Consider the following 22,707-nt stretch of genomic DNA (forward strand, 5'->3'; position numbering starts at 1 on the left):
AACTGACGAAGTCAGTAACTATATCTACGGCAAGGCGAAGCTGACGTGGTTTGAAGAGATTTTCGAAGAATATTAGTGATAAATCCATTATACAGTAGCAAACTTAATTTATACCTTCCGCTCCTCAACTGTCTATTTTTAATCCTGAATTGTTATTTGAGTAACTCCTTTTTCCTCATAAAGTTTTCTTCCTCTAAAACTTCTGGAAAAAAGCGAATAGTTTCAGACAACATTTTTATAAGAAACAAGTTCATCTGTCATTTCAAGAAGGAGTAATCCTTTATCTACTAATGGACGGAACGGAATTCAACCGCTTGTCCCATATGTTTTCTAAGGAGCATATCTACTATGCACATCCCTATGCCTCTTGGGAAAGGGGAACTAATGAGAATCGCAACAGGCTCATTCGTAGATGGTTACCTAAGCCTAAGGGAACTAAGAAAACGACTCCTAAAAAAGTCGCATTCATCGAAAAGTGGATGAACAACTATCCTAAAAAATGCTTGAACTACAAGTCCCCCAGAGAAGACTTCTGGATGGCTAACTTGAACTTGAAATTTAGCAATAATTCATTCACCATCTAACTATATTTAGTAATTATTTCAGAACTGATTAATATTAAAATTAACTAACAATTCAAAAGATTCATACTAGACATAAATTACATCCATCAGAGAGACTCTTATTATTTTTAGATTTTAGTCTTTCTAGCTTCAGAACACATCTAAACTTTAGAGAAGATGACTATTCGAAAGCTCGAATGCCTCAAAATTATATCAGATAAGCTATTCGAACTTAGAATGCTTTTAAATTTATGGAATTGCGATTATTCGAAACCTAGAATGCATATAACCTTTAGTTGACAGACCTATTCTAAGTCTCGAAGGGCTATTTACTTTCTATTCCTTATCAAAAAAGACTCATTCCCCCTTTCTCCTCCAAAATATGGTATAGTAGAGTTATACTATCTATGAGGAGTTTACATGTCACAGGATAAACAAATGAAAGCTGTTTCTCCCCTTCTGCAGCAAGTTATCAACATCTCATCGATTGTCGGTGGGGTTGGGAGTTTGATTTTCTGTATTTGGGCTTATCAGGCTGGGATTTTACAGTCTAAGGAAACCCTCTCTGCCTTCATCCAGCAGGCAGGTATCTGGGGGCCACCTCTCTTTATCTTTTTACAGATTTTACAGACGGTCGTCCCTATCATTCCAGGAGCCTTGACCTCGGTGGCTGGTGTCTTTATCTACGGTCACATCATCGGGACTATCTACAACTATATCGGCATCGTGATTGGCTGTGCCATTATCTTTTATCTGGTGCGCCTCTATGGGGCTGCCTTTGTCCAGTCTGTCGTCAGCAAGCGCACCTACGACAAGTACATCGGCTGGCTAGATAAAGGCAATCGTTTTGACCGTTTCTTTATTTTTATGATGATTTGGCCCATTAGCCCAGCTGACTTTCTCTGTATGCTGGCTGCCCTGACCAAGATGAGTTTCAAGCGCTACATGACCATCATCATTCTGACCAAACCCTTTACCCTCGTGGTTTATACCTACGGTCTGACCTATATTATTGACTTTTTCTGGCAAATGCTTTGACACGTAAAAAATCCGTTTGGTTTCCCAAGTGGATTTTTAAAGCGTAGATTAACTATAGCTTAATACTAAATATACTTTGGTATGGAAATCATGCATATTTTTCGATAGTAAGGCGAGGACTTACCTAGCCTTTCCGCCGTGATAGAAACACCTGAAATCTAATGGTTTCAGGCATTCGGAAACTTTGAGACATTAGGCTCAAAGTTTAGGTATGGAATTTCGAAGAAAGTCGCTACCGTCCGTAATCACTTAAGGAAAGGCTCAAAAATATTATTTGCAACCACAAAATCCGTTTGGTTTCCCAAGCGGATTTTGTGCTTTATTTTGAAACTTCTTTTGCAAGAACAAAGTTCCCAAGTGTGGCAGAACCATTTCCTGCGACTGCTGGCGTCACGATATAGTCACGCACATCTGGTACTGGTAGGTAACCATTAAGAAGAGATGTAAATTTCTCACAGACACGGTCCAGCATATGTTGTTGAGCCATGACCCCTCCACCAAAGACAATCACGTCTGGGCGGAAAGTCACTGTCGCATTAACCGCAGCTTGAGCGATATAGTAGGCTTGGACATCCCAAACAGGGTTATTGAGTTCAATATTTTCCCCACGAACACCTGTACGAGCTTCCAAACTTGGACCAGCTGCATAGCCTTCCAGACATCCCTTGTGGAAAGGACAAACACCCTTAAACTCTTTTTCAATATCCATTGGGTGTCTAGCAACATAATAATGACCCATTTCAGGGTGACCCACACCACCGATAAACTCACCACGTTGGATAACACCTGCACCGATACCTGTACCGATTGTGTAGTAAACCAAGTTTTCGATACGACCACCAGCATTGTTACGGGCAACCACTTCACCATAAGCAGAGCTGTTTACGTCTGTTGTGAAGTACATTGGCACGTTGAGGGCGCGACGAAGAGCCCCAAGCAAGTCCACATTTGCCCAGTTTGGTTTTGGAGTCGTTGTGATAAAGCCATAAGTTTTTGAGTTTTTATCAATATCAATCGGACCAAATGAACCGACTGCAAGACCAGCAAGATTATCAAATTTCGAGAAGAACTCAATGGTTTTATCTATTGTTTCGATTGGAGTTGTTGTTGGAAATTGTGTTTTTTCTACAACGTTAAAGTTTTCATCACCGACAGCACAGACAAACTTTGTACCGCCCGCTTCCAAGCTTCCATATAATTTTGTCATGATAAACCTCTTGTTTTTATTTTCTTTATTATAGCATATTTCGAAAGTCTAAATTTCTCTATTTTTTAGATTTTCCTCTGTAAATCTTACCATTCAAGCAAAAACGAACAAACATGTCATTTGTTCGTTTTCACATTAAAGAGGATTGATTAGATTTTCACTTCGATCACAGCATCCCCCTTAGCAACTGAACCTGTTGCGACTGGAGCTACCGAAGCGTAGTCAGCTGTGTTTGTAACGATAACCATTGTTGTATCATCAAGTCCAGCTGAAGCGATTTTGTTTGAATCAAATGTTCCAAGAACATCGCCAGCTTTAACCTTATCACCTTGAGCAACTTTTGCTTCAAAACCTTCACCGTTCATTGTTACAGTGTCGATACCAACGTGGATCAAGACTTCAGCACCATCAGTTGTTTTCAAACCAAAAGCGTGTCCTGTTGGAAAGGCAATTGAAACTTCAGCATCAGCAGGTGCATAGACCACACCTTGGCTAGGTTTCACAGCGATACCTTGTCCCATAGCTCCACTTGAGAAGACTGGGTCATTGACATCAGCAAGAGCGACAACATCACCGACGATAGGAGTTACAAGTGTTTCATTTTGAAGAGCTGCTGGAATGTTACCAGTTGTTTCTTCTTGAACCAAACGTTCTGTCGCTACTTCAGTAGCATCTTCTTTTTCATCCTCATAACCAAACATGTAAGTGAGGGCAAAACCAAGGGCAAATGATACAGCTACCATAAGAAGGTATTGGGCAAGTTGTCCGTTACCAACATAAAGCATTGTACCAGGGATGATGGTGATACCATTACCAGTACCAGCAAGTCCAAGGATAGAAGCCAATCCACCACCGATTGCACCAGCAATCAATGAAAGGAAGAATGGTTTACGGAAGCGCAAGTTCACCCCGAAGATAGCAGGCTCTGTAATACCTAGGAAGGCAGAAAGAGCTGCTGGGAAAGCAAGTGTTTTTAGTTTTGGATTTTTTGTTTTAACACCAACCGCAACAGTCGCAGCACCTTGAGCTGTCATAGCAGCTGTGATGATAGCGTTGAATGGGTTAGCATGGTCAGCAGCAAGTAATTGCACTTCAAGCAAGTTGAAGATGTGGTGCACACCTGACACGACGATCAATTGGTGAACCCCACCAATCAAGAAACCACCAAGACCAAATGGCATGTTGAGGATCGCTTTTGTAGCGATAAGGATGTAGTTTTCAACGACGTGGAATACTGGTCCAATGACAAAGAGTCCAAGGATAGACATAACCAAAAGTGTCACGAATGGTGTTACCAAGAGGTCAATCACATCTGGAACACCCTTGCGGACAGCTTTTTCAAATTTAGCTCCGACAACCCCGATGATGAAGGCTGGAAGAACTGAACCTTGCAAACCAACAACAGGGATGAAACCAAAGAAGTTCATGGCTGTTACTTCACCACCTGAAGCAACCGCCCAAGCGTTTGGAAGTGAGCCAGAAACAAGCATCATACCAAGAACGATACCAACGGCAGGATTTCCACCGAATACACGGAAGGTTGACCAAACAACTAAACCTGGTAAGATAATGAAGGCTGTATCTGTCAAGATTTGAGTGTAAGTTGTCACGTCAGCTGGAAGTGTCATTCCAAGAGCGTTGAAAAGACCACGCACACCCATGAAGAGACCTGTCGCTACGATAACTGGGATGATTGGAACGAAAACGTCACCGAAAGTACGGATAGCACGTTGGAACCAATTCCCTTGTTTAGCAGCTTCTGCTTTCATGTCATCTTTAGATGATGTTGACAAACCAAGTGCAACAACTTCATCGTACATTTTGTTAACGGTACCAGTACCAAAGATGATTTGGTATTGACCTGAGTTAAAGAAAGCACCTTGAACTTTTTCCAAATTCTCAATTACTTCTTTATTGATTTTCCCCTCATCTTTGACCATGACACGTAGACGAGTCGCACAGTGGGCAACACTGTTGACATTTTCACGTCCGCCCAAGGCATCGATGACTTTTTTTGCAATTTCCTGATTGTTCATTTGCAAAAATCTCCTTATATAACATTTTGTTCTTGTTTGAAAGCGATTTTATTCGCCCTTACGACTATTATTTTATCATGTTTTAGAAATATGTCAAGCGTTTTGCAGAAAAATGTTCTATCCACTTAGTGGGCACTCTTTAGATTGATTGTTTTTGATTATTTTATCAGATATTCCTTGAAAAAATAAGTTTGAAATCTTAGTTAAAAAGGTTTTTATTTCATTATCTTTCATATTTTCGTGAAAATTTGATTGATTTCCTGAATTTATTTTATGACTAACGTTTGACAGTTTTTCTCTTTTTTAACATAAAAGACTTGCTTTTTTAACCGAAAACGGTTACTATTAAAAGTAATAAGATTTTTGGAGGAATAAATGGAATGGACTACTGAGCGTCGTTATAGACCCTATGAAGATTGGACGCAAGAAGAAATTCAAAATATAAAGAAAAATATAGCACAATCTCCATGGCATACTCATTACCATGTTGAGCCAAAAACAGGACTTCTCAACGACCCAAATGGCTTTTCTTACTTTGATGGCAAGTGGATCCTCTTTTACCAGAATTTTCCTTTTGGTGCGGCCCACGGTTTAAAATCTTGGGCACAGCTAGAAAGTGATGATTTGGTTCACTTTAGAGAAACTGGAATCAAAGTTTTACCAGATACTCCATTAGATAGCCACGGTGCCTACTCTGGTTCTGCCATGCAGTTTGGCGATAACTTGTTCCTATTTTATACAGGAAATGTCCGCGATGAAAACTGGATTCGTCACCCATACCAGATCGGTGCTTTGATGGACAAGGATGGCAAGATTACGAAGATTGACAAGATCTTGATTGACCAGCCAGCAGACTCTACTGACCACTTCCGCGACCCGCAAATTTTTAACTTCAAGGGCCAATACTATGCCATCGTCGGTGGACAGGACTTGGAGAAAAAAGGCTTCGTCCGTCTCTACAAGGCTGTAGACAACGACTATACAAACTGGCAAGCCGTTGGCAACCTTGACTTTGCTAACGACCGTACCGCCTACATGATGGAATGTCCAAATCTGGTCTTTGTAGGGGAACAACCTGTCCTTCTCTACTGCCCACAAGGATTGGATAAGAAAGTTCTAGACTACGATAATATCTTTCCAAATATGTATAAGATTGGGGCTTCCTTTGACCCTGAAAATGCTAAAATGGTAGATGTGTCTCAACTTCAAAACATGGACTATGGTTTCGAAGCCTATGCAACTCAAGCCTTCAACGCTCCTGATGGACGTGCTCTAGCTGTTAGCTGGCTTGGCTTGCCTGATGTTTCATATCCATCTGACCGTTTTGACCACCAAGGAACCTTCTCTTTGGTCAAGGAACTCACTATCAAAGACGGCAAACTCTACCAATACCCAGTCGCAGCTATCAAGGACCTTCGTGCTTCTGAAGAAGCCTTCTCAAACCGTGCCCAAACTAAGAACGCTTACGAACTTGAACTCAACTTGGAAACTAATAGCCAGAGCGAGATTGTCTTACTTGCTGATCAAGAAGGCAAGGGACTTTCCATCAACTTTGACCTTGTAAATGGTCAAGTAACAGTGGATCGTAGCCAGGCTGGAGAACAGTATGCCCAAGAATTTGGAACTACTCGCTCTTGCCCTATCGACAATCAAGCTACTACTGCTACGATTTTCATCGATAACTCTGTCTTTGAAATTTTCATCAATAAAGGAGAAAAAGTATTTTCTGGTCGTGTCTTCCCACATGCGGACCAAAATGGGATCCTCATCAAATCTGGAAACCCAACTGGAACTTACTATGAATTAGATTATGGTCGCAAAACTAACTGATGTCGCCAAACTTGCAGGCGTCAGCCCTACTACCGTTTCTCGGGTTATCAACAAAAAAGGGTATCTATCTGAAAAAACCATCCAAAAAGTCAATGAAGCCATGAGAGAATTGGGCTATAAACCCAACAACCTGGCTCGTAGTCTGCAAGGAAAATCGGCTAAGTTAATCGGCTTGATTTTCCCCAATATTTCCAACGTTTTCTATGCAGAATTGATTGATAAGCTGGAACACCAACTCTTCAAAAATGGTTACAAGACCATCATCTGCAACAGTGAGCACGATTCTGAAAAGGAACGCGAATACATCGAAATGTTGGAAGCCAATCAGGTGGACGGCATCATTTCTGGTAGTCACAACTTGGGAATCGAAGACTACAATCGTGTGACAGCGCCGATTATTTCCTTTGACCGAAACCTATCGCCAGACATCCCTGTCGTCTCCTCTGACAACTATGCTGGTGGGGTTCTTGCTGCCCAGACCTTGGTTAAGACAGGTGCCCAATCTATCATCATGATTACAGGGAATGACAATTCCAATTCACCAACTGGACTACGCCACGCTGGTTTTGCATCTGTACTCCCCCAAGCTCCTATTATCAATGTTTCCAGTGACTTTTCTCCCGTCAGAAAAGAAATGGAAATCAAGAATATCTTAACTCGACAAGAGCCAGATGCCATCTTTGCTTCAGATGACTTAACTGCTATTCTAGTCATTAAAATTGCTCAAGAACTGGGCATTTCTGTCCCTGAAGAGCTCAAGGTCATCGGCTATGATGGTACTTACTTTATCGAAAATTACTACCCTCAATTGGCTACCATCAAGCAACCTATGGAAGAAATTGCCTGCCTCACTGTTGACCTCCTCTTGCAAAAGATCGAAGGCAAGGAAGTCACCACAACTGGTTACTTTTTGCCAGTTACTCTTTTACCAGGAAAAAGTATTTAAATACAAGAAAACTCAGACCGAATTCGTCTGAGTTTTTATGATCTTAAATTTTCTAGGTAGCGCTGGGCTGTCTCTAGGTTAAAGGTTTTATCTGCGATGAGGCGCTCGACTAGGGGAGCAACTTCGGATTCACTAGCACCTGCGAGAAGTGCCAAAGATTTAGCCTGCAATTTCATGTGGCCTTGCTGAATCCCTGTACTCACCAAGGCTTTGAGGGCCGCAAAATTTTGAGCAAGACCGATGGACACGATAATCTGGGCTAATTCTCTGGCAGAAGGATTTCCTAGTAGATCATGACTGAGAGCTACACGTGGGTTGAGGCCGATAGAGCCACCCTTGGTCGCTACAGGCATGGGTAAGGTCATCTCACCGACCAATTCTTCTCTTTCAAGATCCAGCGTCCAGCGACTGAGACCTTGATAGCGCCCGTCTCGACTAGCAAAGGCATGAGCCCCCGCCTCAATGGCACGCCAGTCATTACCAGTGGCAATCAAAATGGCATCAATACCGTTAAAAATCCCTTTATTGTGGGTAGCCGCTCGATAAGGATCAGCTTGCGCAAACTGACTAGCCAAGGCTATCTTCTCTGCAATTTCTCGTCCTTGCTCCTTTTGGCGGATCAAGTAGCGAAAGGCGATGCGACAGCTTGCAGTCACCAGAGAATCAGTTGCGTAGTTGGACAGGATTCCCATGAGACTCTGTCCCTGACTGAGTTCTTCTAAGACTGGTTTCAAGGCTTCCAGCATGGTGTTGAGCATATTGGCACCCATGGCTTCCTGGGTATCGACATGAATATAAACAACGAGAAAGTCTGGTTCGCCTTTTATCTGCTCGACATGCAGATCACGCGCCCCACCTCCACGTTTAACGATAGAAGGATAGGCTTGATTGGCAAGTTCTAGGAGCTCTGCTTTCTTGCTGGCAATCTTCTCTTGCGCTTGTTCAGGGTCAGCAACTTGATAAAGGGCTACCTGTCCAATCATCTGGCGCTCATGAACCTGAGCAGTAAAGCCACCTGCTCGCTTGATGATTTTACTAGCATAGCTGGCCGCAGCAACCACGGACGGTTCTTCTGTCACATAGGGAACTGTGTATTCCTGACCGTTAACGAGAACCTCTGGGACCAGCGAATAAGGCAGAGAAAAAGTTCCCACCACATTCTCACTCAGCTGGTCTGCCACAGTTACACTCATCTGTTCATCCTGCTCTAAACTCTCTTGCCTCTCAGGACTAAGGAACGCCTGAGCTTTTAACAGCTCGTGGCGCTCTTGGTATGATTTTTTAGAAAATCCATTCCAACTTATCTTCATTATTTTTCAACCTTGCTATAACGGCGTTGGTGGTCAACAATTTCAACCAAGGCAAAATCTTGATTTTCATAGCCAGCAAACTGAGCAGAATTTGTTTCATCTAAGTCTACTTCTTCAAAGAAGACTTTTTCATAGTCTGCAACAGATAAGGCAGTTCGTTGGTTGAGCTTGTTCAAGCGGTCTTTATCCAGATAAGCTTCATAACCTTCAACCAATTCACCGCTGAAGAACTCAGCTACAGCACCACTTCCGTAACTATAAAGGGCGATTTTATCCCCAGCCTTCAAGCTATCTGTATTTTCCAAGAGAGACAGAAGCCCAAGGAAAAGTGAACCTGTGTAGATATTCCCCACCTTTTGACTGTAAAGAATAGACTGGTCAAAATGCTTTTGCAAGAGGTCTTTTTTCTCTTGAGGCAGGCTCTTATCCATGATTTTTTTCAAACCTTTTAAGGCTAATTTAGGATAAGGCAAATGGAAACAAACAGCCGCAAAATCATCCAAAGTAAGCTGGTAGCGTTTTTGATATTCAAGCCAAGTCGTTTTCAAACTATCCAAATATTGTTGGGTAGAATAGACACCATTTACATAAGGAGTTGTCGAGTAATTTGGACGCCAAAAATCCATGATGTCACGGGTTTGAGCAACATTGTCATTATTAAAGGCCATCATGCGTGGATTTTGTGTAATCAACATGGCCACACTGCCGGCACCTTGAGTTGGTTCTCCTGGAGTTTCAATACCGTACTTGGCAATATCACTGGCAATGACCAAGACCTTGGACTCTGGAGAATTTTCCACATGCAATTTGGCATAATGAAGGGCAGCTGTCGCTCCATAGCAGGCTTCTTTAATCTCGAAACTACGCGCAAAGGGCTGAATACCCAGCAAGCCATGCACAAAGACGGCTGCAGCCTTACTCTGGTCAATTCCTGACTCGGTCGCCACAATGACCATGTCAATTTCTGCTCTTTCTTGCTCAGTTAAAATAAAGTCACTAGCACTGGCCGCCAAGGTCACGATGTCCTCAGTTAAGGGCGCAATACTCAATTCCTCGAGTAAGAGTCCTTTGCTTAATTTTTCAGGGTCAATTCCCCTCGCTTCTGCTAAGTCTTGTAACTTCAAGACATATTGACTGGTCGCAAAACCAATCTTATCAATACCGATTGTCATATTTACCTCTGTTTTATCATTCATGTAAAAAATCGTTCGGTACTATTTTATCACAAATGGCAGTAAAAGAGATAAAAAAGACTTGATTCACCAAATCAAGCCTCTTATTGGTCATAATTTCAAAGAATGATTAGTTGCTAGAGAGTTCACCGATATAAGTAGCTTTATAAGCCCCATTCTCAGTTATCAGTTCCTGGAGGATTAAATTTCCTGAGTAAGTCCTTCCCATCTCATCTACAAATTCTTGATAAAACTGACTGGTCGGAATTTCTCTGACATCCTTATCAAATGTCTTGTCAAGTGTTTTACTAACCTTTTCGGCAATCAACTGATGCTCTTGTAATCCACTTTGAAACTCTGAACCCAAACTAGAAACCATGACTGGGATAAGCAACAAAGTCAGTAGACTTACAGACAATAAGGAAAATAGTGATTTTTTCATGATTTTTCCTCCTTTATATAGAGAGAATAGCATACATAGAAAGCCTTGTCACTATATTTATCTCATTTTTCAGAAAATTCTTTTATTTCTGTAAAGTCTACGATACTCGATGTGTTTTTATATAATGATATAGTCTGAGAATCACTGTTCCGCTAGCCATTCCAATGGAAATGACCAGAGCCAGCATAACAACTAATGTTGCACTTGCCAGCGCTTTATTATAGTCCCCTGTCACAAAAAAGGCAGTTGTCCGATAGGAGAGATAACCCGGAACCAAGGGTGCCAAGATTGCTAAGATAAAGACCACAGCAGGAGTCTTATAAAGAATACTTAAAATCTGGCTGACACAAGAACCTATAATGGCTGCAATAAAAGTAGCCACAATAACATTGGTCGGTTCCTTGAGCAAGAGATAGACTAGCCAGACAGCCATGCCCAAAATTCCTCCTGGTAAGAGCATGGACCGCTGAACATTGAGTACGATTAGAAAGGTAATAATAGCAAGAAGACTTGCTACTGCTTGTAATAAAAAGGTTATTAGTGTCATATTAGTTCATCAATACCAAGGCGACAGAAGTTCCTGCCCCTAAAGCAAGGGTAATGAGCAGGGATTCAAACATCTTGCTCATACCAGAGTTTATGTGGTTGGTCATAATATCACGAACCGCATTGGTCAAGGCAATTCCTGGAACAAACGGCATGACCGCACCAGCTATAATCAAGTCTGCCGTTGAAGGAAAGCCTGTGTAGCGAGCCCAAAACTGGGCAATCATTCCAAAGACGAAGGCCCCAGCAAAGGCTGTCACAAAGGGAATTCGGATAAACTTCTCCACATAGAGGGAAAAGGCAAAACCAAATAAGGTCGCCACTCCTGCCCCAAGTGCGTCGTAGATATTTCCACTAAACATAACCGAAAAGAAAGGAGCACTTAAGGTCGCAGCCAGAGTTACCTGCAACTTAGTATAGGGAAGGGGTTGGGCCTGCAAGGCCGTCAATTGCTTAAAGGCTGTTTCTAAATCAATCTGCCCCCCAACCAGCTGACGAGAAATCTGGTTCACATCGCAGACTTTTTCGATGTTATAAGAAGAGGAGGTCACCCGCTTCATGCGCGAAATATTGGTATTTTCAATAGAGAAAAAGATAGCGGCAGGCATGGCAAGGACATTGCAATCCACAATCCCCTGCGAATGCGCAATCCGAATCATGGTATCTTCTACGCGATGAATCTCTGAACCACTTTTAAGGAGAATAGTCCCCGCTAGCATAATCACATCGATGACGGCATTTAATTCTCTTGATTCTTCCATGCGTTCCTCCTTTTATCAACTCCTTCTATTCTATCACAAATCTGGAGTCAAAAAAAATCTTTGCCATGAAATCATGACAAAGATTGATTACTTATTTTGATTATCCATCTGATTTTAAGGAGTAGCTGAACTTGTTTTAGGTTTGTAGATTGAAATCTTGACCCTTGTCTTATTGAGGTCTACCTTTTCACCTGCTCTAGGACTTTGTTCAACAACCATGCCTTCTGCACTACCTGCAGGCGCTTTCGTCACTTCTACAACTTCTATATTGGCTTCCTTAATCCCAACAATTTGAATCAAATTGTTCTTAGTAAACTCCAAGCTGGAACCAATGTAACTCGGCATGGCAACACTTGTAACTTTTTTAGCTACTGTCAAGACGATTTGAGTAGGTTTACTCAAATCATAAGGGATACCTGCACCTGGACTTTGTTTCATAATCGTTCCTGGTTCGCTTTCGCTGGACTCTTCTTCCTCTATCTTAATCAAATTCTCAGGAACCTTCTTCTGCTTGAGTTCTGAGATGACTTCTGTAGAGTTCCGTCCAATATAGTTCCCTAATTGAATCGTCGTAGCTTTTTTAGCCACTGTCAAGACAATTTGAGTTGCCTTGCTTAAGTCATAGGTCGTACCTTCTGGTAGACTTTGCTTCATGACCGTTCCAGCCTCACTCTCCTTGGACTCTTCTTCCTCAATTTTAATCAAATTATCTGGAACTTTTTTCTCTTTTAATTCCGCAATGACATCAGAGGATTTCCGGCCGACATAATTACTAATTTGGAAGGATCGTTTGCCTGATGAGACAACCAAATTGATTTTCGTTCCTTCTTTTCGACCAGTTCCAGCGCCAGGATCTGTACGGATAATCCGCCCTTCCTCCACCTTTTCACTGGCCTCTGACTTCTCCTCTCCAATCTCAAAATTGGCTTTTTTGAGCGTTTCCTTGGCTTCCGCAACTGTCTGACCTGCCACATCTGGAATAGAAATGGTTGCAGGAGTTCTGGATAGTATCCAAATAAGAGAAGCTGCCACCAATACAAGGCTGGCCAAAAAAATCAGGTAACGCATCTTAAATCTACGTTTTTTCGGTGCTTGTGGTTGGTAAGTTTCCTCTGTCACAGCCTGGCTTGGTTTTTTGATTGGTTTGTGTTCTGTCTGCGCTTGAACCTTAGGAATAGATGTCAAGGTACTCTGGGAAACCTTCGGTAAGGTCTTGGTATCTGCCTTAGTCGCATCGTCAAAGATCAGCTTTGGTTCATTACGACGATTATAAGACAAACTACTAGACAAATCCACATACATCTCAGCAACTGATTTATAGCGATCTGTCAATTTCTTAGCAGTTGCCTTGATAACAACATTCTCCAAAGCCTGGGGCACAGATGGATTCTCAGCAATAACGGACGGCAGGGGTTTTTGGAAATGCTGGAGGGCGATGGTCACTGCACTATCCCCATCATAAGGGATATGGCCTGTCAGCATCTCATAGAAAATGATCCCCATGGCATAGATATCACTTTGTACAGTCGCCTTAGAACCACGCGCCTGCTCTGGTGACAAGTAATGAACGGAGCCCAGCATCGAGTTAGTCTGAGTCAGACTCGTCTCAGCAAAGGCTACTGCAATCCCAAAGTCTGTAACCTTGACAGTCCCATCTGGTGTCAAGAGGATGTTTTGAGGTTTCAAGTCCCTGTGAACAATCCCTCTGGTATGAGCCAAACGCATGGCGAGAAGAATTTGTCCCATGATACGGACGGCTTCTTCATTAGAAAGAGGATAGTGTTCCTTGATATAGCGTTTAAGGTCAAGTCCAGCCACATACTCCATAGCGAGGTACTGTTGACCGTCTTCCTCACCAATATCTGTTATCCGAACGATATGAGGATGGTCTAAATCTGCCATAGCTCTCGCTTCACGCTGAAAACGAGCTACAGCTATCGGGTCCGTCTGGTAGTTAGTCCTCAGAACCTTCACTGCCACTTCTTCCCCGTCTAGAATCAAATCTTTGGCTAAGTAAACATCTGCCATGCCTCCTCGACCAATCTGTTTGACAATCCGATAGCGTCCGGCAAAAATCTTGCCGATTTGGATCATTCTGCATCCTCCTCGTTCATAGAAACAAGGGCAACCGTAATGTTGTCTAAACCTCCTGCATTGTTAGCAAAACGAACAAGTGTCTCCGTTTTATCTGCTAAAGGAATATCACTGGTTACAATATCCCGAATCTCACTGCCTGAAATCATGTTGGTCAAGCCGTCACTATTGAGCAAGAGATAGTCACCTGACTCAAGGATCACTGTCCCAAAATCAGGCTGAATTTCATCTTTTTGCCCAATAGACTGGGTGATAATATTTTTTTGCGGATGAGCTTCTGCCTCTTCTGGTGTCAATTGACCAGCCTTGAGTAATTCATTGACCAAAGAATGGTCGCTCGTCAACTGATGGTATTCTTCTCCACGAATCAAGCCGATACGCGAATCACCAATATGAGCATAGATAGCCTGATTATCGATAATAGCAAGGACTTCCAAAGTAGTTCCCATACCTCTGTAAGCTTCATCCTGACCAAGCTGGTGAATCTTTTGATTTTCAATTTCTAGGTAATGGGCGAACCATTCACGCACTTCATTGACTGTATCGATTTGGGTATCAACCCAAGCTATACCTAGGTCTGTTACCGCCATTTCACTAGCGATATTCCCTGCGCGATGACCTCCCATCCCATCAGCTAAAATAATCATAGTACGTCCAGCTCTATTGACATAGTGGTTGACATAGTCTTGGTTATTTGTCCGTTTCTGACCAACATCTGTTAATAATGAAATTTCCATGTGTCAGTTCCTTCCTAATCCGATATCTTGCGAAATTGACTGATGAAGAATCCATCACTTCCATACAATTCAGGTGTAATGAGGATACAGCCGTCTTTCATGATATCCTTACATTCATGTTCTAGCTTTACCTGCTCGAACTCAGGATGACTTTCTAAAAACGCCTCAACGACTTGAAAATTCTCCTCTGAGACAATAGTACAGGTACTATAAGTTATTATACCACCTTTGCCTAGTGTTTGACAAACACTACCTAATATTTCTAGCTGAATTTCCTGTAAGGACGCGAAATCTGCCGTTTCTTTATTGTATTTGATATCTGGTTTTCGGCGCAAAAGACCGATTCCTGAACAGGGAGCATCCACTAAAATCTTATCAAATGAATCCTGACTAAAAAACTCATGCACCTTTCTGGCATCCAATTTTTGCCTTTGAACCCGATCTGCAACTCCCAGACGTTGAGCATTTTCTTGAATTAAGTCCAACTTGTGATCGTACAAGTCCAGAGCAGTAACCTGACCTGTCGTGAGATAAGAGGCTATATGGGCTGTTTTCCCACCCGGAGCCGCACAGGCATCAAGCACTCGCTCATCTCCCTGCAAATTCAAAGTTGGCGCAACCAGCTGACTAGACTCGTCTTGGATGGTTATAGTCCCTTCTGCAAACAAATCATGGCCTGCAAAATGCCCTTGCTCCTTAACCAGACCAGTGGTTGCTAAAAGGGAATTATTCGCCTCCAATAAGGCTTGGATTTCCTCTTTTCGGCTTAAATCAGTTACACGAATACTGGCCTTGTTTCGCACCAAGAGACTTTCAAAAATAGCTTGCGCTCGCTCCTCTCCGTATTCTTCCTTGAGCTTTGCAACTAGCCAAACCGGAAGGGAATAAGCGATGGAGTCACGCTTGTTTTTTCGTTTGATGCTAGCAATATCTGGCCAGCCTTCACGCAAGATACGGCGAAGGACGGCGTTGACCAATTTTTCACTGCCTTTTTTACGGACTTTGGCCAATTCCACTGCTTCATTGACCACAGCATAATCTGGAATCTTGTTCAAATAGCGGAGCTGGTAGGCACTCATGAGAAGAAGGACATAGAGCCAGTTATCTAACTTATCTCTGTCTTCGATAAAATGGGATAGGTACCATTCCAGAGTCAGTTTACGGGCTACCGTTCCATAGACTAGCTCGGTCACTAAGCCCTTGTCTGCTGCCGAAAGTTGACTTCCCTTGAGATGCTTATTTAAGGCGATATTTGAGTATGCTTGATTGATAAAAACATCCTCTAATACTGCCAGGGCTAAACTTCTAGCCGTTTCTACTTTAGTCACCAAATCGTTCTCCTACAGTCAATGTACGTCCAACTCCGTTGAGGAAGGAAGCGATGTCCATCTTAGGCTTACCAGCTGGCTGCACTTGCTTAAGAGACAAAGCTCCTTCTGCCGTTGCGACAATCAATTCTTTCTTGCCGATAGAGAGAATCTCTCCTGGATTTCCCTGACCTTCTACTGGCAGGGCTTCATAAATCTTAAAGCGGTCGCCCTTAAGGAAAGTATGGGCAACAGGCCAGGGGTTCATCCCTCTGATTTGGTTGAAAAGTTGACGATTGCTTTTAGTCCAATCCAACTTTTCTTCCTCTGGCTTGATATTTGGCGAGAAAGTAACCTGACTTGGATCCTGCGGTTCAGGTTTGATGTCACCAGCAATGTAGGCAGGCAAAGTATCCAAAAGCAAATCACGACCAACTAGCGCCAATTTTTCAAACAAGGTGCCAACATTGTCCTCATCTGTGATCGGAATACTACGACGAGAAATCATATCCCCTGCATCCATTTCCTTAACCATCTCCATAATGGTTACACCAGCTTCCTCATCACCTTGAATCAAGGCATAATGGATCGGAGCACCACCACGATGTTTAGGAAGGAGTGACGCGTGAACGTTGACCGCAAAGTCCATGCTATCAAGGAGTTTACTTGGGAGAAACTGGCCAAAAGCGGCAGTCACAATCCCATCTGCTCCTAGCTTCATAAGATCTTCCATCTCTGGACTTCCAGATAGTTTTTCAGGTTGGTAGATAGGAAGTCCTGCCTCTTTTGCAGCTTGTTTAACTGGGGTTTCCTGGATAACTTTTTTACGTCCGACAGCACGGTCTGGCTGGGTCACAACGGCTAGAATTTCGTAACGGTTATCTGTCAAAAGTCCTTTTAAGACTGTTGCTGAAAAGTCGGGTGTCCCCATAAAGATTAGTTTTGTCATATCTTCTCCTTCTTATAAAAATTGCTGTGGCTCATGGTCAATGCTGAGACGGAGCTCACTATTTTCCCTTTCTTGAGTCAAGGCCAAGACCTGGTTGAGGGTTGGTCCCAGCTCATCTTCTAAACGGTATTTAATTAAAATCTGGTAATGATAGAGGTTGTGAGTACGGGCGATGGGTTTGGGCGTTGGCCCGAGGATGTTACTGGTTTCAGACAAACCTGACCGCAAAATGTTCATGACTTCATAGGCACGTTTGACCACCTCTTCTTCTTTCTTGTGAGAAAGGGTAATGCCAATGGTGAAATAGTAAGGTGGATAGCCAAGTTGTCGTCTGATACCCATTTCATAAGCATAAAAGCCTTCGTAGTCCTGGTCTTTTGCAAATCGAATAGCGTAGTGCTGAGGATTGTAAGACTGAATCAAGACCTGCCCAGCTTTTTCAGCACGTCCTGCTCGACCTGCCACCTGAGTCAAGAGCTGGAAGGTTCTCTCAGAAGAACGGAAATCAGGCAGATTCAAGGCCGTATCCGCATTTAGAACTCCGACTAGGGTCACATTGGGAAAATCCAAACCCTTGGCAATCATCTGAGTACCAAGCAATATGTCCGCTTCCCCTCGTCCAAACTGATCAAGTAGAGCTTGATGACTGCCTTTCTTACGAGTCGTGTCCACATCCATCCGCAAAATACGGGCCTGGGGAAAGAGTTCTGCTAGCTCGTCATAAGCCTTCTGGGTTCCCGTCCCGTAGTAGCGAATGCTGCGACTCTTACAGTTAGGACAGACCTGAGGAATGTTCTTTGAAAAACCACAATAATGGCAGTTCATGGTCTTGGTATCCATGTGCAAGGTCAAGGAAATGTCACAGTTGGGACAAGTATCCACCGTCCCACACTCCCGACACATGACAAAGCTAGAATAGCCACGGCGATTGAGCATGAGAACCACCTGCTCTTTTTTAGCCAGACGGTCTTGGATGGCTTCTAGCAAAGGAGGCGTAAAGTTTGACGTCTCGTTTTGTCCGATATAATCCCGAAAATCAATCACTTGAACCTCAGGGATTGTAGCCAAAGGATTGGCACGCTGGGTTAGACGTAAGTGTTGATAGACGCCTTTGCCAGCACGCGCCCGGCTCTCTAAGCTCGGCGTTGCAGACCCAAGCACCAGAGCCGCTTGATTATACTGAGCCCGTAAAATGGCTACCTCTCTAGCATGATAACGGGGATTGCTGTCCTGCTTATAAGTCGCTTCATGCTCTTCATCGATAATCATGACACCCAGATTTTTCAGCGGAGCAAAGATGGCCGATCTAGCACCCACAACAACTTGAGCGTCTCCACGCTCAACCTTGCGCCATTCATCATACTTTTCACCATTAGACAAGCCTGAGTGAAGAATGGCCACTTTCTCACCAAATCGAGCAATAAAACGCTCCGTCATCTGAGGAGTCAAGGAAATCTCAGGTACCAGCAAAATAGCTGTCTTGCCCTTGTCCAAGGCTCCTTGGATAATCTGCAAATAAACCTCCGTCTTCCCACTTCCTGTAATCCCTTGAAGGAGGAAGGGAGGCTGGTGACTGCCAATCGCACTCACAACCGCATCACGCGCCTGTCTTTGCTCTGGATTCAACTCCAAAGGCTGACTTGCTTCAATGCCTTCAAAATAAGCAGCCGAGCGTTGAACTTCCTTTTGGACTATAGTAACAGCACCTTGTTCCACAAAGAAGTTGACTTGCTCCCGCGAGTAGGACTCTAACAAACTAGCCAAGGAAGCACTCTCAGGATGAGACAGTAAATAGTCTCTCAATTCCAACTTTTTCTTGGCACGTGCAGCAATCTCTACACTTTCTAATTGAGCAAGGTCTACCTCATACCAAGACTGGGTCTTGACTTTCTTTTGATCAATTGCCTGATATTCCAGACCAAGCAGACCTTTCCTAGTCAAACGCATCATTTCAGCTTGCTTACCTAAATCTAGAGAAGAAAAGGCTAGCGAATCTTCTGAACCAAACAAGCGCTCTCGGTCTTCCTGACTCAAGCCTTCCAGAGGATAGAGAATCTTATCATAACTGGAGTTCAGAAATCCCGGTAGCATAGCCTTGAGAATAGAGATTTTGTAAGAAAATACAGATTTGCGGAGCTCCTCAGCCAGCCAGAGTTGTTCTTTCGTGAGAACAGGAGAAAAATCCAGCACCTCTGCAATATCTTTTAAATCTTGCTCCATCTCTTCTTCATCTGATTGAGACTCCAAACCAAGAACAATTCCTTGAATCAGGCGATTGCCCTTACCAAAAGGCACATGAACCCGCATCCCAACTTCCAGCATTCCCTCAAATTCCTCAGAAATCCTATAACTATAGGGCTGGTCCGTCTGCATCAAGGGCACATCTACAATAATCTTGGCTATGGCCATCTTCTCACCTCCTCCTTGTCAGTACATTCTTGCAATAGAAAAAATAAGATTGAGTCCCCCCAACCTTAAATTTTTTCACCATCTTCTTTTTCTTTAGCGATTTGCTCTTTGATTTTCTTTTCTTCTTCTTCTTTGCGGCGTTTTTCTTCTTCGATACGGCGACGCACTGCTTCACGTTTTCCTTCTGGATCTGGGTGAATTGTAACGTTTCCTGATTCGATTTCTTCTAAAGCGCGAAGAGTTGATTTTTCAGACTTGAAACCTTGAGTTGCTGGCGCACCTGCTTCCAATTCGTGGGCACGTTTTGCTTCCAAGATTACGAGTGAATATTTTGATGGAACCTTGTCGAGCAAGGTATCAATAGAGGGTTTTAACATCATTTGCTTGTACCTATTTTCTAAATTTTATCGGGTAGTTGGAGACTTTGGTAACATCTCCTGATAGTGACCAATGACACGGTCCACACGGAAGTGCTCTGCTTCGATCACACGTTTGACACGCTCAGCAGCTAGGGGCACCTGATCGTTGACAATCGCATAATCATACTCACGCATGAGGGCAATTTCTTCCTTGGCTTTCTCGATTCGTTGGGCAATCACTTCTGCACTATCTGTTCCACGACCTACTAAACGATCTTGCAATTCATCCAAATCTGGTGGTGTCAGGAAGATAAAGACAGCATCTGGAACCTTTTTCTTGACCTGAAGAGCGCCCTGAACCTCAATTTCAAGGAAAACATCAATTCCCTTGTCCAAGGTTTCATTGACGTAGGTCAAAGGGGTTCCATAGTAGTTGCCGACATATTCTGCATATTCCAACATCTGTCCTTGACGAATCAACTCTTCAAACTCTTCGCGAGTACGGAAGAAATAGTCAACACCGTCCACTTCTCCAGGACGTTGTGCGCGTGTCGTCATCGATACAGAGTATTGAAATTGGTTTTCAGAACTCTCAAAAATCTCTCTTCTAACCGTTCCTTTTCCAACCCCTGAAGGACCAGAAAAAACGATTAGTAAGCCTCGGTCTGCCATTGTGTCTCCTTTTAGTCAGTCTGTGAAATAACATTTCTCTAGAATAATGGCAAAAAGCCAGATTATCCTTTACAGTCTTTCTATCTAGTGTAACAAAAAAGCAGTAATTTTTCAACTGCTCTTTCTTATTTATTTAGATGTGTTGTGATTCGAACGTGAAATATCGCTTTTAAAATATCTTCAGAAAATAGGTCTATACCATTTACAAATGAAAAAGAAAGGTTTATAATGTAATTGACATAATAAATTGTAGAATCAATTTTTTAAGGAGGTTAACATTATGCCTAACTATATTAAAGCGGATCAGTTTTTCTACCCACACGGAGTTCGTCGAGGTGGTTACTTGGAACTTGTGGACGGCAAGTTTGGAAAACATGTAGAGCAGATTCCTGAAGGAGCTGAGGTGATTGACTATACAGGTTATAGCATTGCTCCAGGACTTGTGGATACCCACATTCATGGATTTGGCGGTGTGGATGTTATGGATAATAATATCGAAGGAACGCTTCATACTATGAGTGAAGGACTCCTCAGCATGGGGGTAACGAGCTTCTTGCCAACAACTTTGACATCGACTTATGAGCAATTGCTTGCGGTAACTGAAAATATCGGTGCTCGTTATCAAGAAGCAAGTGGCGCGAAAATTCGTGGAATTTATTTTGAAGGGCCTTATTTCACAGAGAAATACAAGGGGGCTCAAAACCCTGCCTACATGAAAGATCCTCGCATGGATGAGTTTCGTGCTTGGCAAAAAGCAGCAAATGGCTTGCTAAATAAAATTGCTCTTGCGCCAGAGCGTGAAGGTGTAGAAGACTTTGTACGGACTATCACCGGAGAAGGTGTAACGGTTGCTCTTGGGCACTCAAACGCGACTTTTGATGAAGCTAAAAAAGCAGTCGATGCTGGAGCGAGTGTTTGGGTACACGCCTACAATGGAATGCGTGGGTTGACTCACCGCGAACTGGGTATGGTTGGAGCCATGTATCAATTACCTCATACCTATGCAGAGTTGATCTGTGATGGCCATCACGTAGATCCAAAAGCCTGCGAAATTCTTATCAAACAAAAAGGGACAGAAAACATTGCTCTTATTACAGACTGTATGACAGCTGGTGGATTGGAAGACGGTGACTATATGTTGGGAGAATTCCCAGTTGTCGTTGCAAATGGAACTGCACGCCTCAAATCGACAGGTAACTTGGCAGGTTCTATCCTCAAACTCAAAGATGGTGTGAAGAATGTAGTCGAATGGGGAATTGCGAATCCGCATGAAGCAGTCATGATGGCCAGCTTCAACCCAGCTAAATCCGTTCACATCGATGACGTCTGTGGACAAATTCGTGAAGGTTATGATGCAGATTTTATTGTTTTAGACAAAGATTTGGAATTGGTAGCAACCTATCTAGATGGTGTGAAACGTTATCAAGCATAAGAGAGAAGAGTCTGGGCAAAAGTCTAATTTGAGGAGAAAATCCAGTAATACTCCTTTGAAGTCAAAAAGCAACAAACACTGTCAACTATTTGTTACAACTCCATTAATTAGTATTCCACTTTCTAAAATCAGTATTTTGAGCTGTGCAATCCAAGTCTTCTAATTTGTTTTTTAATTTCTGTTTAGTATAAATTTTACTTGGGCAGTAGACCAACTTGGAGCGTTTACGAGTTGTTCCAGGCTCAGTTTAGCTTGTTTTCTTAGTCTCTTCTTTGTCTTTCTGTGAGACTTGGGAGAGAGGATGTTTTCCTTATAGAGTATTTTTCTAACAGTTGTATCAGAGAGCTGAATTCCCTCTTCTTCAGCTAGTAATTCACAGAAATGAAGGACATTTGGTTTATATGTTTCATAGGAGAGGTATTTCTTTAGGACACGTTCTTTGATTTCATCAGGGATTGCATGTTTTGGTTTTCGATTTCTGTTTCCGTGTCTGAAGGCTTTTTTTCCTTTCTGTTGATAGGCTAGTAGCAGACGATTGATTTGTCTTTCAGAAAGATTCAGTTCGACACAGGGTCGTTTCTTTGTTTTCTTTCCTTGGTCTATAGCTTTTATCACAAGATATTTTTTCGTTTCATTCATATTCAGTTGGATACTTTTCATACGACTATTTTATCAAATGGGACATTTTCACGTTCGATTTACTAAAGACATTCTCACATTCGAGCCAAATTTCAAGTTCAAGTTAGCCATGAAGAATAAATTCTCTGGGTGATTTGTAGTTCAAGCATTTTTTAGGATAGTTATTAATCCAATTTTCGATGAATGCGACTTCTTTGGGAGTCGTTTCCTTAGTCCCCTTAGGTAACCATCTACGAATGAGCCTGTTGTGATTCTCAT

18 protein-coding genes and 3 pseudogenes are annotated in these 22,707 nt (G+C 42.7%); 5 read left to right on the forward strand and 16 right to left on the reverse strand.

What is annotated here, in order from left to right; all coding sequences use genetic code 11:
- Nucleotides 1-275: 275 nt before the first annotated feature.
- Together HT699_RS03440 and HT699_RS03445 are read left to right on the forward strand one after the other, a co-directional pair.
- A pseudogene (locus HT699_RS03440) lies at nt 276-584 on the forward strand (IS30 family transposase); the annotation flags it as partial.
- Nucleotides 585-983: 399 nt separating this feature from the next.
- Nucleotides 984-1,601 carry a TVP38/TMEM64 family protein gene (locus HT699_RS03445; RefSeq protein WP_000076168.1) on the forward strand — a complete coding sequence of 206 codons (618 nt, stop codon included), beginning with the start codon at nt 984-986 and terminating at the stop codon, nt 1,599-1,601.
- A 319-nt stretch (nt 1,602-1,920) separates the two neighbouring features.
- Here the strand turns inward: HT699_RS03445 and scrK are convergent, their stop codons facing one another.
- Both scrK and HT699_RS03455 read right to left on the reverse strand, forming a co-directional pair.
- Nucleotides 1,921-2,808, reverse strand: a complete 888-nt coding sequence (scrK, locus tag HT699_RS03450; RefSeq protein ID WP_000164308.1) for a fructokinase ScrK — start codon at nt 2,806-2,808, stop codon at nt 1,921-1,923.
- Nucleotides 2,809-2,957: 149 nt separating this feature from the next.
- On the reverse strand, nt 2,958-4,844 hold the full coding sequence (locus tag HT699_RS03455) for a sucrose-specific PTS transporter subunit IIBC (RefSeq protein WP_191996320.1): 1,887 nt from the start codon (nt 4,842-4,844) through the stop codon (nt 2,958-2,960).
- Between the two features lie 375 nt (nt 4,845-5,219).
- On the opposite strand from HT699_RS03455, the gene HT699_RS03460 reads away from it, so the two are divergent.
- Nucleotides 5,220-6,674, forward strand: a complete 1,455-nt coding sequence (locus HT699_RS03460) for a glycoside hydrolase family 32 protein (RefSeq protein ID WP_172934098.1) — start codon at nt 5,220-5,222, stop codon at nt 6,672-6,674.
- The gene (locus HT699_RS03465; protein ID WP_000226012.1) at nt 6,655-7,620 is read left to right on the forward strand and encodes a LacI family DNA-binding transcriptional regulator; all 966 of its coding nucleotides are present in this window, start codon (nt 6,655-6,657) and stop codon (nt 7,618-7,620) included. The genes HT699_RS03460 and HT699_RS03465 overlap by 20 nt, the downstream gene beginning before the upstream one ends.
- A gap of 35 nt (nt 7,621-7,655) precedes the next feature.
- On the opposite strand, the gene HT699_RS03470 is transcribed toward HT699_RS03465, so the two are convergent.
- From HT699_RS03470 to gmk, 12 genes are all read right to left on the reverse strand, one after another.
- Nucleotides 7,656-8,930 (reverse strand): hydroxymethylglutaryl-CoA reductase, degradative, encoded by a 1,275-nt coding sequence (locus HT699_RS03470; protein WP_138701898.1) that lies wholly within the window; start codon nt 8,928-8,930, stop codon nt 7,656-7,658.
- Nucleotides 8,930-10,102 (reverse strand): hydroxymethylglutaryl-CoA synthase, encoded by a 1,173-nt coding sequence (locus HT699_RS03475; protein ID WP_000151945.1) that lies wholly within the window; start codon nt 10,100-10,102, stop codon nt 8,930-8,932. The genes HT699_RS03470 and HT699_RS03475 overlap by 1 nt, the downstream gene beginning before the upstream one ends.
- 130 nt (nt 10,103-10,232) lie before the next feature.
- A complete protein-coding gene (locus HT699_RS03480; RefSeq protein WP_025170610.1) occupies nt 10,233-10,481 on the reverse strand; it encodes a hypothetical protein in 249 nt (82 codons plus the stop codon).
- A 160-nt stretch (nt 10,482-10,641) separates the two neighbouring features.
- A complete protein-coding gene (locus HT699_RS03485) occupies nt 10,642-11,091 on the reverse strand; it encodes a threonine/serine exporter family protein (protein WP_000172685.1) in 450 nt (149 codons plus the stop codon).
- A 1-nt stretch (nt 11,092) separates the two neighbouring features.
- Nucleotides 11,093-11,851 (reverse strand): threonine/serine exporter family protein, encoded by a 759-nt coding sequence (locus HT699_RS03490; protein WP_000392948.1) that lies wholly within the window; start codon nt 11,849-11,851, stop codon nt 11,093-11,095.
- 114 nt (nt 11,852-11,965) lie between these two features.
- Nucleotides 11,966-13,945 carry a serine/threonine-protein kinase StkP gene (gene stkP / locus HT699_RS03495; protein ID WP_172934099.1) on the reverse strand — a complete coding sequence of 660 codons (1,980 nt, stop codon included), beginning with the start codon at nt 13,943-13,945 and terminating at the stop codon, nt 11,966-11,968.
- The gene (locus HT699_RS03500; RefSeq protein ID WP_000406237.1) at nt 13,942-14,682 is read right to left on the reverse strand and encodes a Stp1/IreP family PP2C-type Ser/Thr phosphatase; all 741 of its coding nucleotides are present in this window, start codon (nt 14,680-14,682) and stop codon (nt 13,942-13,944) included. The genes stkP and HT699_RS03500 overlap by 4 nt, the downstream gene beginning before the upstream one ends.
- A 14-nt stretch (nt 14,683-14,696) precedes the next feature.
- Complete coding sequence (gene rsmB / locus HT699_RS03505; RefSeq protein WP_014017339.1) at nt 14,697-16,010, reverse strand: 16S rRNA (cytosine(967)-C(5))-methyltransferase RsmB; 1,314 nt, start codon at nt 16,008-16,010, stop codon at nt 14,697-14,699.
- The gene (gene fmt, locus HT699_RS03510; RefSeq protein ID WP_000163714.1) at nt 16,003-16,938 is read right to left on the reverse strand and encodes a methionyl-tRNA formyltransferase; all 936 of its coding nucleotides are present in this window, start codon (nt 16,936-16,938) and stop codon (nt 16,003-16,005) included. The genes rsmB and fmt overlap by 8 nt, the downstream gene beginning before the upstream one ends.
- Nucleotides 16,939-16,950: 12 nt before the next feature.
- Nucleotides 16,951-19,347 (reverse strand): primosomal protein N', encoded by a 2,397-nt coding sequence (locus tag HT699_RS03515; RefSeq protein ID WP_000951914.1) that lies wholly within the window; start codon nt 19,345-19,347, stop codon nt 16,951-16,953.
- 65 nt (nt 19,348-19,412) lie between these two features.
- A complete protein-coding gene (rpoZ, locus tag HT699_RS03520) occupies nt 19,413-19,727 on the reverse strand; it encodes a DNA-directed RNA polymerase subunit omega (protein WP_000979235.1) in 315 nt (104 codons plus the stop codon).
- A gap of 24 nt (nt 19,728-19,751) precedes the next feature.
- The gene (gene gmk / locus HT699_RS03525; protein ID WP_000775041.1) at nt 19,752-20,378 is read right to left on the reverse strand and encodes a guanylate kinase; all 627 of its coding nucleotides are present in this window, start codon (nt 20,376-20,378) and stop codon (nt 19,752-19,754) included.
- Nucleotides 20,379-20,658: 280 nt separating this feature from the next.
- Between gmk and nagA the strand changes: the two genes are divergently transcribed.
- Entirely contained in the window at nt 20,659-21,810 is a 1,152-nt protein-coding gene (nagA, locus tag HT699_RS03530) for an N-acetylglucosamine-6-phosphate deacetylase (protein ID WP_001134440.1), read from the forward strand.
- 246 nt (nt 21,811-22,056) lie between these two features.
- Here nagA and HT699_RS03535 read toward each other — a convergent pair.
- Nucleotides 22,057-22,449, reverse strand: a pseudogene (locus tag HT699_RS03535) (helix-turn-helix domain-containing protein); the annotation flags it as partial.
- 103 nt (nt 22,450-22,552) lie between these two features.
- Nucleotides 22,553-22,707, reverse strand: a pseudogene (locus tag HT699_RS03540) (IS30 family transposase); the annotation flags it as partial.

The organism is Streptococcus sp. 1055 (genome assembly GCF_013276815.1).
Lineage (GTDB): Bacteria > Bacillota > Bacilli > Lactobacillales > Streptococcaceae > Streptococcus > Streptococcus pseudopneumoniae.